A 14,337-nucleotide genomic window follows, 5' to 3' on the forward strand; every position below is an offset into this window, starting at 1 on the left:
ACTACCCTGATCCTAGGTGAAAAGCACGAGGTCGTCAAGGTTCTTGTTGACGACCCCGCCCCTACTGGCTGGAATACCCGCCGGAAGCCCGCTTCAGCCTCTATCCGAACTTATGTCTGAATCGTAGTGGCAGGAAGTGGCCGTGACGCCGGGGAAATACCCAAGTCGTCGGTAAACGTTGTCAGGACCAAGGTCAGATAGCGGAGGGTACTGTGCCGCGGCCTACCCGGGCGTCTCCACCCACAATCAAGCAGGTTGCATCCCTGTCCGGGGTTTCCACCAAGACGGTCTCCCGCGTCATCAACGGGGCGCCCTACGTAAGCGATGATACCCGCCGCAGGGTCACTACAGCGATCGAGAGGTTGAACTATCGGCCCAACGCGCTGGCGCGGGGGCTGGTCACGCGAAGATCGCGCACGATCGGCCTCGTCATCGCCGATATCGTCAACCCGTTCTTTCCACCACTGGTTCGGGCGGTCGAAGATGCCACCGCGGCAAGGGGTTACAACGTCGTGCTCTGCGACACGGACGAAGACCCGGCCAGGGAGCGGGCTGTGATCTCGGTGTTGCTGGAAAGGCAGGTTGACGGCCTGATCCTGTGCGCCTCTCGTGTCCCGTCGGGATACCTGATCGGTCTGGTGGAGGAGGGGATTCCTCTCGTCTTGATCAACCGCGTGCTGAGGCACCCGGCCGCCGCCGCGGTGGTGACCGACGGAGAGGGGGGTGGCCGCCGCGCGACCGCTCACCTGATTGGGCTCGGGCACCGGCGCATCGCGTATCTGGCCGGGCCGTCGAAGTCGTCTTCCCACCGCAGTCGCCTCCGGGGATACAGGAACGCCCTCTTGGACGCAGGTATCGGCTTCGCCCCAGAGCTTGTGGCCGGGGGTACCGCTTCGATCGCGGCCGGCCGCGGCGCCATGGCAGCGCTGCTGAGTCTCAGGCGGCCCCCAAGCGCGGTCTTCGCCTTCGATGACCTCATGGCGATCGGCGCGCTGGAAGAAATCCGCCGTGCGGGACGCCGTGTGCCGGAGGATGTTGCCATAGTCGGATTCGATGACATTGACCTGGCCGCGCACGTTGACCCTCCGCTCACCACGATGGCGCAGCCCAAGGCGGAGATGGGCCGGCTGGCCGCGGACCGGCTGCTCGACGCCGTTGGGGCGCAATCACCCCCACAGAGCAGGATCGTGACCTTGATGCCTGAGCTCGTGATACGGCGGTCGTGTGGCGGCAAGATACCATCGGACAGGGAGGCCGTGTCGTGAAGATAAACTGCTGCTGGCTGTATGCCATAAACAAGTACGGCTATCCTCCTTCAATCCAAGACACGCACAGGGTGCTCGGCGAGATGGCTGCCCTGGGCTTCGACGCGGTCGAACTGGAGGGTGTGCGCGAGGAAAACCTGCGCGCCGTCTACTCCGCGCGCGCAGACCTCCGGGTGCGATGCAATGATCTGGGTCTGCGCATGATGAACTTCTGCCCGGTGCTTCCGGATCTCGTCAGCACCGATTCGGAGCGTCGCAGGCACGCCCTCGAACTGTTCAAGATCGCAACTGAGCTTACGGTCTACTTCGCAGCCCCGACGGTTCAGGTGGACAGCTACGCGGCGCCGGTGGAATTCGTGCGCCACCGACCCTACGATGACGCCGTGGACTTCAAGCGCCAGTTCGATGTGCGGATTCCGGCGGGGTTCTCATGGGAGCGCGCCTGGGGCGCCCTTGTTGATGGAGTCCGCGCCTGCGTGGCAATCGCCCGTGACGCGGGACTACGCGTGTGCCTGGAACCCCGGGTTGGCGAGATGGTGAGCAACACCGATGCGCTGCTGCGCCTGATCGAGCAGATTGGCGACCCCGCGTTGGGCGCAGTGTTGGATACCGGCCACCTGCACGCCCAGAAGGAGATCCTGCCTCTGTCGGTTGAGAAGCTCGGGCGGCGCATATTCTACGTTCACGCATCGGACAACGACGGCCGCGACAACGAGCATCTTGCACCTGGCCGCGGGACCGTGGACTGGGAGGCGCTCATCCGCGGATTGCGCAGCCACGGCTTCGACGGCTATGTCGGGATTGACGTCGGTGGCGTGCCCGACCTCGACGAGCAGTACCGCGAAGCGTACGCTTACATCCGCGCGCTCCTTGAGCGCGTGGGCGGTGATACGGCGTAGGAGACAGGCCGGGGGCGGCTTGCCTCCCGTAAGCCTCGCCCGTATAATGAACCGGCCGGCCGGTCCCCCGGCGTACTGCTGTACGCGTGGCCCCATCGTCTAGGGGACCAGGACGCGGCCCTCTCAAGGCCGAAACGGGGGTTCGAATCCCCCTGGGGCCACCAGGTCAACGGGACGAGATACCATCGATCTCTTCGAACTGCGTGATCTCGTAGCTTCCTTCAGGGAACTCCGCGACAATCCGCAATCGCCCATCCGGGCCTCAACGTAACTGCGAAGGGTGCTGATGTAGGCGTCGGTGCGGTGTTCGAGCTTCGAAATCTCGCCCTGGGTGGTGTCCATGGCTTTTGCGAGCGTTTGGTGCGAGAGTTCACGTGCGCGTCGCAGTTGTTGGAGAGGCATGGATGCAAGGATGGCATCTGCACGCACCTTCGCGCGAGCCTGGCGTTCTTGTGGCATCCTCTCTTATAGATGCACGAATCTCTTGGCCATATCGTCGCCCCTCACGTCTTATAGCTTCCAGGTGCTAATCGTGTACTCGACTGTCCATTGCACGGTCTGAGTATAGGCTGGAGGTAATATTCCGTCAGACCGATGTCTCTGAATCTGTTCCGAACAGCGCGACAGACGTCGACGCGCCCGAGTCGCAAGAATCCCGGTGTTTGCCAGCGACGGTGGTTGCCTCGGTGACTGTAACTCTGAGAGGGGTGCTCTGGGCAGGGGCCTGAGCCAAACGGTGAGAAGTGCGCATAGTCCGGCATCTTCTCGCCTGGTGATTTGTGATGTGGGAGTTCTACGTATGGGTTAGGGAGTATCTTCGCGCAGTCCGTGCGGGGAATCCTGACAAGGTCAGACGGCTGCTCAGGAAGCACCGGAGCCTCCTTGAGGAAGAGGAAACCCTGCTTGCACCGATCTACTTCCAGGAGCCGGAGGTCGCCCGGGTGGTCATGGAGGAGGTCTTCCGACTTTTCGGAAGGCGCCGGTTCTACCATCACGGGCTCTATGGCCTTCTGCACTGGTTCGGGGAGGCGGGAACGAAAGAACTGGAACGCGACGTGCTGAGGTTCCTGCGGCACCCTCGCCGCAACATGAGAGAGATCGCCCTTAGCGTACTGACATTGCACTGGAAGATAGACAAGCATCGTCGGAAGTACGTCGAGTTGCTGACGAGGGATCCTGATGCGCAGGTGAGGTGGACGGCTGCCTCAGGCCTTGGGCTCGTGCTCATGGCCTCCCGCGATCGTCAAGCCAGTCGGCTCATGGCACATATCATGAGAGATGAGTCCGAAGACTTCACGGTCCGCCGAACTGCCTATGAAGCGCTGCGAGATGTTTGGATCCCCTGGCGGCGGCGGCGTGTGGAGAGTGCAGGGTACTATCGCAACAGGCTGAATGACAAGGTTGAGGATGATCTCGCAGCCTGGAAGCAGTGGGTGGACTGGGACTTTGTTGCCCATGCAGAGAAGGGAAGCGTGCCCCTGCGGATCGCTCGTGCGACCCGATCCAGGTATCTCGGGGAGCCGCGCCGAGCAAATTCAGGCGGTCGAGTTACGCGGCCAGCGCGGCGCCGGCGAAGGTAACTTCGAGCAAACGCCCGGTGCCGCCAAATCCCCTGGGGGCCACCAGATCCCCTCGTCGGCCCTGAGAGCGTTCGCGGCGCCGGCAGAGTCGCCTTGACCGCTGTACCTTCACTCTTGCCAGCTTTGCGAGTCTGGATCCCATTCCCCTCGCGCCTGCCCGCTCAGCACAGGGTCCAAACAGGTGCTGACTAATGAGTGTCCGATGGTCGAATCTGGCGGGAGCCCCAACTCAGTGGCGATCTCTGCGTAGTCGCCAGTCCAACGATTGGGCATCACCGGAATTGCCGTTGGCATGGCGTGTGTTCTGTAAGCCTCAAAGACCGCCTCCAATGCTGCACGCACCTCCGACGCGGCAAAGCGCTCGGTTCGTGCCATCAGCGCCAGATCGGCCATGTCCTTGGCCATTCGTGATCGTTCCAAGCCGTCCACTATCTTCGTGATCGCGTGCACCTTTTCGGCAATCGCGTGGGGAATCGGGAGGCCCGGGATCGTGAAACCACCGATGCCCAAATCCGGGATCGATAGGGGAGCGGGCAAGAACTCGGGCTCCCATTCGAGAGGGTCGACCACGCCCACGTCGACCCGCGCCTTCAGGTATGGCACCGTGCCGATGTACGCTGTGAGGTGAAACCCGTACGACGCCGTCGCAGCATCGGTCCGGCGCGTCGGAACGATGACATAGCGGAGCCCGTCACCGAGGTCCACCTGGGCTGCGGCGGAAAAGGCAGCTCGGATTGTTTCCTCAGTCGCACGGTAGAGGACGTCCAGGTCCACGGTAACCCGCCGTTGGAAGTCCTGGCGCTGTGCGAGACGCCAGTCGAGTGCCGCTCCCCCCGTGAGGACCCATCCATGGTCGACGACTCTCAGCAGCCGCGCGAGGAATTGCTGGATTACTAAGCGGCGTTGCAGCGTCGGCATGTCCAACCCGGTTTGGTGTGCAATCCTTTCCAGTCGGGCCCTTAGCGCCTGACGCAGGGCCTGGGCCGTCTTGTACTTCATCGGTTCGCCTCGAGGAGTAGCGTGCGTATACGCTCGGCAACCTTCGGACCGCGCGCGCGCGCGGCGACTTCGACTTCAGTACGTGTGACCCACCCACGGTCGAACGCCTGCGCGAGGGCGAGCGCGACCTGTTCGGGCTGCGTGCCTCCTGAGGCCGTATCGATCAGCGTGCGCAACGGCGTTGTCACCCGAAGGCCGTTGACTAGGGTCACATCCGTCTGCCGGAGTCGGGCACGTGCGACGTGCACTCGCACGCCACGGGGGACAGAGCGACGCATGCGAGGTCGGCGTTCGTAAGGAACCCAAACGTGCACGAGTCGCGGCGCGACGTCGCTTAGATCGTGTAGGCGAAGGGCCGTCTCGTGACTCAGTACCGCATCTGGTCCAAGCGTCACCAGAACGGCCCACTCGGCGTCGTGCGAGCCTTCTGGAAAGTCCCGTAGCCGGTACACTCCGCCCCACGGCCGCAAAGCGATGAACCGCCCAGTACCCACATGATGGGCGATCAATCGGGTGCTGAATCCTACCTCGTGCGCCTGAGCGCTTGTGAAGTAGCCGCCCTGATCCGCAGCGATCTGAAATAGAGCTCGGTGATCGGGCGGCGCCGTCTGAGTTGCAGGTCGGCTGGGTTTGCGCATATCGTTCCCTCGATAATGTAAACCTACTACATTATTGAGGGAACGTCAATCACATCCAAAATCCCTTCGCCGGGGCACGCGCCAAGGCCGCCGCTCCGAAGATCCTCGGGCGGCCTCAGTTCTAACCGATACCTTCCCTGCCCGCTTGCCCAGCGCGGCCTAGCCGGCCAGCGCGACGCCGGCGAAAGTGACTTCGAGCAAACGCGCGGTGCCGCCAAATCCCCCTGGGGCCACCAGGTCTCCTCGTGAACCCTTCCTCTAATTGGTGGGCAATGTGGGCATAGGGCGGCCCTCGAGCCGCGCTTGCACCAGACGAGCCAGGAAGGCCGCGAACTGCTCAACGTTCTGCTCGACGCTCGCCGCCTCGAGCGCCGCCACATACTGGCTGCGTTCCTCAACCGGCAGGACCGTCCACGGATAGCCGCCGGCGGCAAGCATGACATTCATCAGGAATCGCGCCATGCGGCCATTGCCATCCATATAGGGATGGATGTACACAAAGACGAAATGCCCCAGTACCACGCGCACACGGGGTTCTTCCTCTGCGCGCAGCAGATCGAAGAACGCTGGCATGAGATCACGAACTGCTTCATGGCGAGGCGGTATGTGCTTTGAGCGCTGGATATAGACCTGGCCACTGCGGTACCCTGCGAGGTCCGCTGCATTGATGATTCCGGCAGTCACACTCGGCGCAAGGAGCTCCCGGTACCAGTCGGCATGGTCAGCGTCAGCGACTGCGCCTGGGTTGTCTCCCCCCAGCACCTTTCGCACGCTCGCCCCGACAGCTTGATAGGCCTGCCAATAGCCGCGCGCGGCCAGCGCGTCGCGGTGTTCTCGGTCATTGTAGTCATGATCAGGGTTCCACGCGCCGGTGCGTACGCGCTCGATGAGGGCCGGACTAACGCGGTATCCTTCGATCGACAGTGAATGGTAGGCGTCCGTAACATACACGTCTTCAACGGCCTGCAGATACCCGTTGACGTCAGCGATAGTCCCAGGCGCGGCGGGGAATATCTCTATCACCGGGCCCCGCATCTGCTGCCACATCATGCGAATGCGGTTGACGTGGGGAGAGTGCTCGCGCACGGGTAGAGCGAACACGGATCGGTCACTGAACGGATCACTCTCGCGTGCGTCATAGCTAGCTGCCCGCATCGTCTTGAGGATGTCGTCGGCAATGCGTGCGCGGCCGATGTTGCGGAAGGCGCCGGCGAGACGGCCTGCCGCTGTGCTGTGGCCGCCGGCCAGGAGCACGGCTAGAAGGTCCGAAGCATCACGCACCATCGTGAGGGCCGTGCGCGTATCGGTGGCCCTCCGGGGGAAGTAGCTTGGGGAACAGGCGATCAGCGCTGCCGGCAGAGAGAACAGCCGCAAACCTTCTTGCTCTTCCCTGTGTCCTTCCGCCGGCAGCGCAGCCCGTACATCGAGGAGAGAGGTTTCGTGTGGCAGCGGGGTGACGCGGTTGCGTGCGGAGGGCGAGCGGACGACCAATTGGCGCGGCACGGCCCAGTTGCCAGCATGCAAAGACAGAGACTGCTCAGGAGACAGGGACCACTCCGTCCCGAACCGCGCATTCAGGTAGGCCGCGCAGAAGCTCCAGAAAGAGGAGTACCAAGCCGTGCTTTCGCCGCCAGCTCCGTCCGGCCGGGCTGGGATGTACCAACCCTTCATGGCCTGCTGTAGGAAGCCGCCGCGTACGAGCCGCTCCCGATGCGTGCGAGTCAGCTCGGCCGAGCGGATGGCGACCAAACCACGGTCCTGAAGCTTCTTGAGCGCCTCATGGGAATCAGCCAGTTTGCCTTGTGGTCCTGCCACGATTCACCCTACCCTGGGCGCATGGCGCCCTCGTAGATTTTAGCTTATTCTGCCGATGGAAATCTAGCTTATTCTGCGGACGTGTCCCAGCTTATTGTGCCGAGAGCGTCTTAGCTTATGCTGTCGATTGCCGCTTTCAGCCCACGCCTCAGGCTAGGCCCACGGGTACGCTTCGTGGGGGGTCTGCGCGGGGCATGCACAATACCGCTGGCCGCGAGAGCCTCACCTCAAGCGGGGTTCAGGCAGTCAGCGCGACCCCGGCGAACGTGACTTCCAGCAAACGCGCGGTGCCGCCAAAACCCCCTGGGGCCACCAGGAATGATCCCCCTCCGCCCGAATCCAGCAGGGACCGCAGATTCCCGGACGAGGTGAGACCTGATGCGCGTTGTGATTTGGGCCGACATGGAAGGCGTGGCCGGCATCTCCACCTGGGAGCAGGTAGGCGGCAGCCTGCCGCTCTACGAGGAGGGGCGCCGTCTCTACACCGAGGAGATCAACGCCGCGGTCCGCGGCGCTCTGGCCGCAGGGGCAACCGAGGTCGTGGTGATTGACGGGCACGGGGGAAGCCATCCCGGAGCGCGTGGCTTCTTGAGCCTGATCCCCGAGCGCATCGAGCCCGGCGCCCGCTACGTGCTCGGCCATACGTGGACGCGCCACATCGAGCCGCTTGAACGCGGATGCGATGCCGCCCTGCTTGTGGCCGCGCACGCGATGTCCGGCACGCCCGGCGGTGTCCTGTCCCACACCGTCTCTTCGGAATCCTGGTACGCCGCCACGATCAACGGGACCGAGGTCGGGGAGACCGGCATCGTCGCCGCGATCGCCGGCTGCTGGAACACCCCGGTCGTGTTTCTGTCCGGGGATGAGGCGGTGTGCCGCGAGGCCCAGGCCCTGCTCGGTCCCGAGCTCGTGACCGCTGCGGTGAAGCAGGGGCTGGGCCGGTTCTCCGCGCGGCACCTGGCGCCGGCCGAGGCCCGCGCGCTGATAGAATCAAGGGTCAGGGAAGCCCTGGTCCGGGGAGCCGCGACCGGAGGAGCCGCGACCGGAGGAGCACCGACCGGCCGGCAGGGCTGGCCGTCTCCGCTCAGGTTCGCCGCACCGGTGACGTTTCAGGTAGAGCTGACCACCCCGGACAAAGCGGAGGCATTCCGCGGCCGCGCAGGCGTCGAGGTAGTCGGGCCGCGCACAGTGCGCGCCATCGGCGAGAACTTCTGGCATGCCTGGGACGCGTTCTGGCACCATGGCTAGCTAGAACCGACCCGGCCGCTGTGCGCTCCTCCGCGGCATGCTCCTCAATGGCGCGGTCCTCAGCCGATCGCCGCGGCCACGGCGTCGCCTACCTCCGCGGTGCTGCTGCCCCCGCCTAGGTCTGGTGTTCGTACCACGCCCCGGCGCACTACTCCGCATAGCGCCTCGAACACCGCGCGCGCTGCCTCGGCCTCGCCCAGGTGTTCGAGCAGCAGGGAGGTGGACCAGATCGTAGCCATCGGGTTGGCTATGCCGCGCCCCGCGATGTCGGGCGCCGAGCCGTGGACCGGCTCGAACATCGAGGGGGAAGCGCGGCTGGGGTCCAGGTTGGCGCTGGCGGCCAGGCCCAGGCTGCCCTGCAGCGCTGCGCCCAGGTCGGTGAGGATGTCGGCGAACAGATTCGATCCGACCATCACGTCGAACCAGTCGGGGTGCAGCACCATTTGGTAGGCGGCGGCGTCCACGTGGAGCTTCCATACCTGCACACTGGGGTAGTCGCGCGCGACCCTATCGGCCACCTCGTCCCACATGACCGCGGTGTACTGCATCGCGTTGGACTTGGTGATGTGTGCCAGCTTCCCCCGCCGCCGCCGTGCCAGGTCGAATGCGTAGCGCAGGATGCGGTCGGTGGCCCGGTGCGTGAAGAGCGTCGTCTGCACCGCCACCTCGTCGGGAGTGCCGGTGGCGAGGCGGCCGCCGATCCCGGAGTACTCCCCCTCGGTGTTCTCGCGCACGAACAGGATGTCCACATCCTCGGGCCGCCGCCCTGCAAGCGGCGAGGCGATCCCCTCGAGCAGCCGGATCGGGCGGACGTTGGCGTAGAGGTCGAACGCCTTGCGGATCCGCAGTAGCAACCCCCACAGCGAAACGTGGTCGGGCACACGCGGGTCGCCGATGGCGCCCAGCAGGATCGCATCGAACTCCCGCAGCGTCTCCAGGGCGTCGTCGGGCATCATCACGCCGTGGCGCAGGTAGTGCTCACAGCCCCACGGGAAGGTCACCGGTCGGATCTGGAAGCCGAAGCGGCTGGCGGCGGCATGGAGCACCTTGAGCCCCTCGGGGACCACCTCGGTCCCTATGCCATCGCCTGGTATGACGGCGATCCGATAGCGGTTCACCTAGAACAGCCCCTCCGAGGCCGCCATCCCCACGATCAGGCATCCCCAGAACAGCTTGAACGCCCGCACATAGTCAGGGTCGGTGATGGCTATAGTCCGCGGGCCGCGGCGCTCCACGCCCGGGAACAGCGTGGCCATGTGCGCCGGAGCCGTGCGCTTGAAGTCCACCTCGAAGGTCACCGGTGTCGCAGGCCGGTACGGTTTTACGCCGCCGTCCCGAACCGCGCGCACCGCATCCGCGGCGCGCGCGCGGATCAGCGCGTGCGCCCGGCTTGGGGTCAGGCTCAGCCCGACCGTGCGGTCAACCGGTTCCTTCACCGGCGCAACCACGACACCGGGCAGGCGGCGAGAGGCATCGGCGCAGACCGCGCTGTCGCCGGTCACCAGGGCGACCGGCACGCTGAACGCGCCGGCCGTGGCGGCGTTGATAGCGGCCTCGTCCGCGGGCTCGCCGTTCAGCCGCACCTCGTAGACGATCTTGCCGACGAGCGTGTGGTTCAGGATGCCGTCACCGCCGCCCTCGCGCTGGTGATACCCGACGAAGAACGCGGCGTCGAACCCGCCGTCTATGCCCTCCATCTGGCAGAGCAGCTTGTTGCTGCCGCTTATCAGCCGCGCCTCCGGATGGAGTTCCTCCACGAGCAGATTGGTCATCGGGCCGTGCCCGTCGCTGACCACGGCCTCGGTCGCGCCTGCTTCCAGTGCCCCCTCTATCGCGGCGTTGGCGTCCTGGGTCATCAGGCGCCGGAACCGGTCGTAGTCCTTCTCGCCCGGCTGCACGTGCTTGCCGGCGGCGACGCCGGTGATGCCCTCCATGTCCACGGAGATATAGATGCGCACTGCCAACTCCTCCTTTGGTGGTTCAGGCGCAGGGTGGCTCAGGCGTATGCCCGCAGCCGCGCGAGCGACTCGGCCAGGTACCCGTCCAACACCTGCGGTGACCGGTTGTCCTTTATTGACTGGAAGGGATCGGGTCCCGGTGGCATGACTTCCAGTACGGCCGCGCCGGCGTAGCCGGTCGCGCGGAGCGCCTCCATGACCGAGGGCAGATCGAGGTGCCCGCGTCCCAGTGCCTGCCGGTTCGTGTCGCCCAGGTGGAAGTGAAAGAGATGCTTCCCGGCCGCCCTGATCGCCCCTGCTATGTCCGGCTCCTCGATGCTGGCGTGGAAGGTGTCGAGCGTGAGCCCGACCCACCGCGAGTCCACCTCGGCCAGGTACGCGAGCGCATCGCTCGCCGTCGTGATCAGGTACGCCTCGTACCGGTTGAGCGGTTCGATGGCGATCCGAACGCCCGTCCGTTCGGCCTCGACCGCGGCGGCCCGCATCCCCTCGACCGACCACCACCACTCGTCATCGCGCGACGCCTTCGGACGGAGGCGCGTCTCGCCCGACGGCAGCATCTGGACGAGCGGCGCGCCCACCTCCCTGGCGAACCGCAGGCAATCCACAATGTAGCGCACTGCCTGCTCCCGGATTGCGCGATCAGGGTTGGCGAGATCGCGCGGCGTCTGCGGGAACATGCACGACGCGGTAAGCGCCAGCGGTGCCAGGTTGTGGCGAGAGAGCGCCCGCCGCACCTCCTCCGGCGCCCAGCGGTCGGGCTCGCCCGGCAGCTCGACGCCGTCGTAGCCCGCGGCCGCGATTCTACCCAGCGTGTCTTCGAGGGGCGCATCCCCGTAGATCCACGCGCAGACGCCAAACTTCATCCCCATCACCCCTTCACCATCACCCTTTGACCGCTCCGGCGTGCCCATCCCTGCGTCACCATCCCTGCGCCCTCCGCCCCCCTGCATGCGGGGCCAGCGCCTGCACGAATCCCCGTGCGATCTCCCTGGGATTGGTGATCGCGGTACCCACCACCACGGCGAACGCCCCGCGGTCCAGTGCCTCGCGCGCCTCCGCAGGGGTCTTGATCCGACCTTCGGCTATGACCGGCACGCGCACGCGCTCGGCAAGGGCCGCGACCAGATCGAGGTCGGGATCCTCTGGCGGAGGCGCCTCCGGGTCCACGTAGCCCGACAGCGTGGTCGCCACCGCGTCGGCGCCAGCGGATGCGGCGGCCAATCCGTCCTCGATGCAGGAGGCGTCCGCCAGGATCGGCAGGCGGAGTTCGTCGTGGATTCGGGCGATCATCTCCGCCAGGCCTACCCCGTCAGGCCTCCGGCGGCCGGTGGCGTCCAGCGCTATGACCGTAGCGCCGGAAGCGGCCACCACCTCGGCCTCGGCGAAGGTGGGCGTAATGACTACCTGGCAGTCGTCGTAGGGCCGCTTGTACAGGCCGATTATGGGCAGGTCCACGGCCGCGCGCGCGGCGCTTATGTCCTCGGGCCCGTTCATCCGCAGCCCCAGCGCTCCGGCGCCGGATGCGGCCCGGGCCATCGCTGCCATGAAGATCGGGCCGTGGAGAGGGTGGTCCGGCCGCGCCTGACACGACACGATCAACCCCCCACGCAGCGCGGCCAGCGCCGGGTGGACGGTGAGGGAGCGGTGCGCTGCGGCTCCGTCCATGCGCGATTCCTCCTGATGCGCTACAATGAAAGGGTGACTACCCTGACCGAACGCGAGGCCTACAGGCGCCTGCGCGATGCTGCGAATGGCATTGATCGGGCGCTCGCGGTAGACCGCGGCTCGGTGCGGTGGCGCGACACCCCGGTGCCCGGGGTGCTGTTCGGCCTGGCGCTGGGCCCGGCGCACGCCCTCATGTTCATGCCCTCCGGCGACATCGCCGGACCGGATTGGGGCGAGCGCCTGCCCGGCCGCATCGAGGCCGCCCGCCGTTACCTGCTCGGTTTCCCGCGCCCGGCGCGGTAAGGCCCCACCGGGGACGTATTCCGTGGTGCGGCTTCGTTTCCCTGTGGTCGGGTATCTTTGCGCGGGAGGCCCCCCGGTGTGAAAGTCGAGACACTGCAACTCGGTCCAATCGCGACCAACTGCTACATCGTCCACGACGGGGCCACGGGCCGCGCTGCGGTCATTGACCCCGGGGGAGATGCCCCGCGTGTGACGGCGGCGCTGGCGCGCCGCAACCTCACCGCAGAGGCGATCATCGCCACCCACGCCCACTTCGACCACATCGGCGCCGTGCGCGACTTGGTGCTTGCGACCGGCGCACCCTTCCTGGCCGGCGAGGCCGAACTCCCGGTGTTGATGACCGCGGTCGAGCAGGCCCTGCTGTTCTTCGGCGTCGCCGTACCGCCGCCACCTGCGCCGGATCGCCTCCTGCGCGACGGCGATGAGCTGACGCTGGGAGGCGCCCGGTTTCGGGTCGCGCACACGCCCGGTCACAGTCCCGGCCACATCTGCCTGTTGGGCGACGGCGCGGCCTTCGTAGGGGACGTGGTCTTCCCGGGCAGCATCGGCCGCACCGACTTGCCCGGAGGGGATTACGACACCCTGATGCGGGCGATCGCCCGGCACATCCTGACGCTGCCCGACGAGACCGTTCTCTACAGCGGCCACGGTCCGGAGACCACGGTCGGCCGCGAGCGCCGTACCAATCCCTTTCTGGTTGGGCTCGCTCCGCCGGCAGGTAGCTGACATTGGGCACGGCGGTGCTGGGCACGGCGGCCTTGGGTGACGGCCTGCTCCTGCTCCACGGCGCCGGAGGTCGGGCGCTTGCCTGGCAGAACCAGCTCCTGGCGTTTCCCCGCGCGCGCGCCGAGGATCTGCCGGGCCGCGCCGGCGACACCCCGAGAAGCGTGGACGGCTTCCTCCGGGCGTTGCGCGAGGCGCCGGGACAGGACGCCGCTCACGGCCCGCTCATTTTGGCCGGCCACTCGCTCGGCGGCGCGATCGCGCTGCGCTGGGCGCTTGTCTACCCCGAGGAAGTCCGCGCGCTCGTGCTCATGTGCACCGGGGCGCGGTTGAGGGTCGCGCCGCGCATTCTCGAAGGGATCCGCGCCGCGGACCCCGCGGCGATCGAGCAGTTCGGCGCCATGTGGCTGGGGACGAACCCACCGGAGCGCCTGCGCGAGAAGTCGCTGGCGCTCCTGCACGCCGCGCCCCCGGCCGTGCTTGCAGCGGATCTGGAGGCCGCCGACGGTTTCGACGTGATGTCCGAGCTGGACCATCTGGTGCTGCCGGTGCTCGTAATCTGCGGCGCCGAGGACCGGCTCACCCCGGTGAAGTACGGCCGCTACCTCCACGAGCGGATAGCCGGATCCGAAATGGTGGTCATCGAGAGGGCCGGGCACATGGTCATGCTCGAACAGCCGCGTGCGGTGAACCGCGCGATGCGGTCTTTTCTGGAGCGACTCGACCAGGGGGACCCCGGCCGCGTGGCACGGCCCCACGAGGTACAAGGCCGGGAGGTGGGGGATGCGCGCGACGGTTGACCTCAACGCGGACGGAGGCGAGGGGTTCGGGGGCTACACCATCGGCGCGGACGCCGAACTGCTGCGCTCGGTGACCTCGCTCAACGTGGCGTGCGGCGCCCACGCCGGCGATCCCGTGGTCATCCGTCGAACGATCCGCGCGGCCGTCGCGGCAGGGGTCGCGGTGGGCGCGCATCCCGGCTTCCCCGATCTCCAGGGATTCGGCCGGCGGGCGATGCACGTTGCGCCAGAAGAACTGGTGGCGATGCTGATCTACCAGATCGGCGCGGTCGCGGCCCTGACCGCGTGCGAGGGTACGCGGCTGCGGCACGTGAAGGCGCACGGCGCGCTCTACAACATGGCGGTCGCCGATGCCGCGCTGGCCGGGGCGATCGCAGAGGCCGCGGTCGTGTTCGAGGGGCTGTGGCTGTACGCGCCGCCCGGTTCGGCCATGGCCGCCGC

Annotated in this window: 15 protein-coding genes, 1 tRNA gene and 1 pseudogene; 9 read left to right on the forward strand and 8 right to left on the reverse strand. The window is 66.5% G+C overall.

Annotated elements, in window-relative coordinates:
* Nucleotides 1-212: 212 nt before the first annotated feature.
* From FJX73_12220 to FJX73_12230, 3 genes are all read left to right on the forward strand, one after another.
* Nucleotides 213-1,265 carry a LacI family transcriptional regulator gene (locus tag FJX73_12220; protein ID MBM3471537.1) on the forward strand — a complete coding sequence of 351 codons (1,053 nt, stop codon included), beginning with the start codon at nt 213-215 and terminating at the stop codon, nt 1,263-1,265.
* Complete coding sequence (locus tag FJX73_12225; GenBank protein MBM3471538.1) at nt 1,262-2,164, forward strand: sugar phosphate isomerase/epimerase; 903 nt, start codon at nt 1,262-1,264, stop codon at nt 2,162-2,164. The genes FJX73_12220 and FJX73_12225 overlap by 4 nt, the downstream gene beginning before the upstream one ends.
* An 88-nt stretch (nt 2,165-2,252) precedes the next feature.
* Nucleotides 2,253-2,328 (forward strand) — tRNA-Glu (locus tag FJX73_12230).
* 2 nt (nt 2,329-2,330) lie between these two features.
* Here FJX73_12230 and FJX73_12235 read toward each other — a convergent pair.
* A pseudogene (locus FJX73_12235) lies at nt 2,331-2,656 on the reverse strand (transcriptional regulator).
* Between the two features lie 290 nt (nt 2,657-2,946).
* On the opposite strand from FJX73_12235, the gene FJX73_12240 reads away from it, so the two are divergent.
* Nucleotides 2,947-3,744, forward strand: a complete 798-nt coding sequence (locus FJX73_12240; GenBank protein ID MBM3471539.1) for a HEAT repeat domain-containing protein — start codon at nt 2,947-2,949, stop codon at nt 3,742-3,744.
* A gap of 108 nt (nt 3,745-3,852) precedes the next feature.
* Here FJX73_12240 and FJX73_12245 read toward each other — a convergent pair whose 3' ends face one another.
* From FJX73_12245 to FJX73_12255, 3 genes are all read right to left on the reverse strand, one after another.
* A complete protein-coding gene (locus FJX73_12245; protein MBM3471540.1) occupies nt 3,853-4,743 on the reverse strand; it encodes a nucleotidyl transferase AbiEii/AbiGii toxin family protein in 891 nt (296 codons plus the stop codon).
* Nucleotides 4,740-4,919, reverse strand: a complete 180-nt coding sequence (locus tag FJX73_12250) for a hypothetical protein (protein MBM3471541.1) — start codon at nt 4,917-4,919, stop codon at nt 4,740-4,742. The genes FJX73_12245 and FJX73_12250 overlap by 4 nt, the downstream gene beginning before the upstream one ends.
* 720 nt (nt 4,920-5,639) lie before the next feature.
* Nucleotides 5,640-7,196 (reverse strand): Fic family protein, encoded by a 1,557-nt coding sequence (locus tag FJX73_12255; protein ID MBM3471542.1) that lies wholly within the window; start codon nt 7,194-7,196, stop codon nt 5,640-5,642.
* Between the two features lie 378 nt (nt 7,197-7,574).
* Here FJX73_12255 and FJX73_12260 point away from each other — a divergent pair, with 378 nt between their 5' ends.
* Complete coding sequence (locus FJX73_12260) at nt 7,575-8,444, forward strand: peptidase M55 (GenBank protein ID MBM3471543.1); 870 nt, start codon at nt 7,575-7,577, stop codon at nt 8,442-8,444.
* A gap of 59 nt (nt 8,445-8,503) precedes the next feature.
* On the opposite strand, the gene FJX73_12265 is transcribed toward FJX73_12260, so the two are convergent.
* From FJX73_12265 to FJX73_12280, 4 genes are read right to left on the reverse strand one after another with little or no spacing between them, the layout of a single operon-like run.
* Nucleotides 8,504-9,562, reverse strand: coding sequence for a tartrate dehydrogenase (locus tag FJX73_12265; GenBank protein ID MBM3471544.1), 1,059 nt, complete (start codon nt 9,560-9,562; stop codon nt 8,504-8,506).
* Nucleotides 9,563-10,402 carry a peptidase M55 gene (locus FJX73_12270; GenBank protein ID MBM3471545.1) on the reverse strand — a complete coding sequence of 280 codons (840 nt, stop codon included), beginning with the start codon at nt 10,400-10,402 and terminating at the stop codon, nt 9,563-9,565.
* A gap of 38 nt (nt 10,403-10,440) precedes the next feature.
* Nucleotides 10,441-11,355 carry a sugar phosphate isomerase/epimerase gene (locus FJX73_12275; protein ID MBM3471546.1) on the reverse strand — a complete coding sequence of 305 codons (915 nt, stop codon included), beginning with the start codon at nt 11,353-11,355 and terminating at the stop codon, nt 10,441-10,443.
* Nucleotides 11,324-12,070 carry a putative N-acetylmannosamine-6-phosphate 2-epimerase gene (locus FJX73_12280; protein MBM3471547.1) on the reverse strand — a complete coding sequence of 249 codons (747 nt, stop codon included), beginning with the start codon at nt 12,068-12,070 and terminating at the stop codon, nt 11,324-11,326. The genes FJX73_12275 and FJX73_12280 overlap by 32 nt, the downstream gene beginning before the upstream one ends.
* A 33-nt stretch (nt 12,071-12,103) precedes the next feature.
* Here FJX73_12280 and FJX73_12285 point away from each other — a divergent pair, with 33 nt between their 5' ends.
* The 4 genes from FJX73_12285 to FJX73_12300 all read left to right on the forward strand — a co-directional run.
* The gene (locus FJX73_12285; GenBank protein MBM3471548.1) at nt 12,104-12,373 is read left to right on the forward strand and encodes a hypothetical protein; all 270 of its coding nucleotides are present in this window, start codon (nt 12,104-12,106) and stop codon (nt 12,371-12,373) included.
* Between the two features lie 78 nt (nt 12,374-12,451).
* Nucleotides 12,452-13,099 (forward strand): MBL fold metallo-hydrolase, encoded by a 648-nt coding sequence (locus FJX73_12290; GenBank protein MBM3471549.1) that lies wholly within the window; start codon nt 12,452-12,454, stop codon nt 13,097-13,099.
* The gene (locus FJX73_12295) at nt 13,096-13,896 is read left to right on the forward strand and encodes an alpha/beta fold hydrolase (GenBank protein MBM3471550.1); all 801 of its coding nucleotides are present in this window, start codon (nt 13,096-13,098) and stop codon (nt 13,894-13,896) included. Before FJX73_12290 ends, FJX73_12295 begins: the two co-directional genes overlap by 4 nt.
* A partial coding sequence (locus FJX73_12300; protein MBM3471551.1) for a LamB/YcsF family protein occupies nt 13,880-14,337 on the forward strand: 458 nt, incomplete at its 3' end. The genes FJX73_12295 and FJX73_12300, both read left to right, overlap by 17 nt.

This window comes from Armatimonadota bacterium (genome assembly GCA_016869025.1).
Taxonomy (GTDB): domain Bacteria; phylum Sysuimicrobiota; class Sysuimicrobiia; order Sysuimicrobiales; family Humicultoraceae; genus VGFA01.

Coding starts and splice junctions, on each gene's coding strand:
- FJX73_12240 (MBM3471539.1), top strand. CDS start 2,947: ATGTGGGAGTTCTACGTATGGGTTAGGGAGTATCTTCGCGCAGTCCGT.
- FJX73_12280 (MBM3471547.1), bottom strand. CDS start 12,070: ATGGACGGAGCCGCAGCGCACCGCTCCCTCACCGTCCACCCGGCGCTG.
- FJX73_12245 (MBM3471540.1), bottom strand. CDS start 4,743: ATGAAGTACAAGACGGCCCAGGCCCTGCGTCAGGCGCTAAGGGCCCGA.
- FJX73_12275 (MBM3471546.1), bottom strand. CDS start 11,355: ATGCAGGGGGGCGGAGGGCGCAGGGATGGTGACGCAGGGATGGGCACG.
- FJX73_12260 (MBM3471543.1), top strand. CDS start 7,575: ATGCGCGTTGTGATTTGGGCCGACATGGAAGGCGTGGCCGGCATCTCC.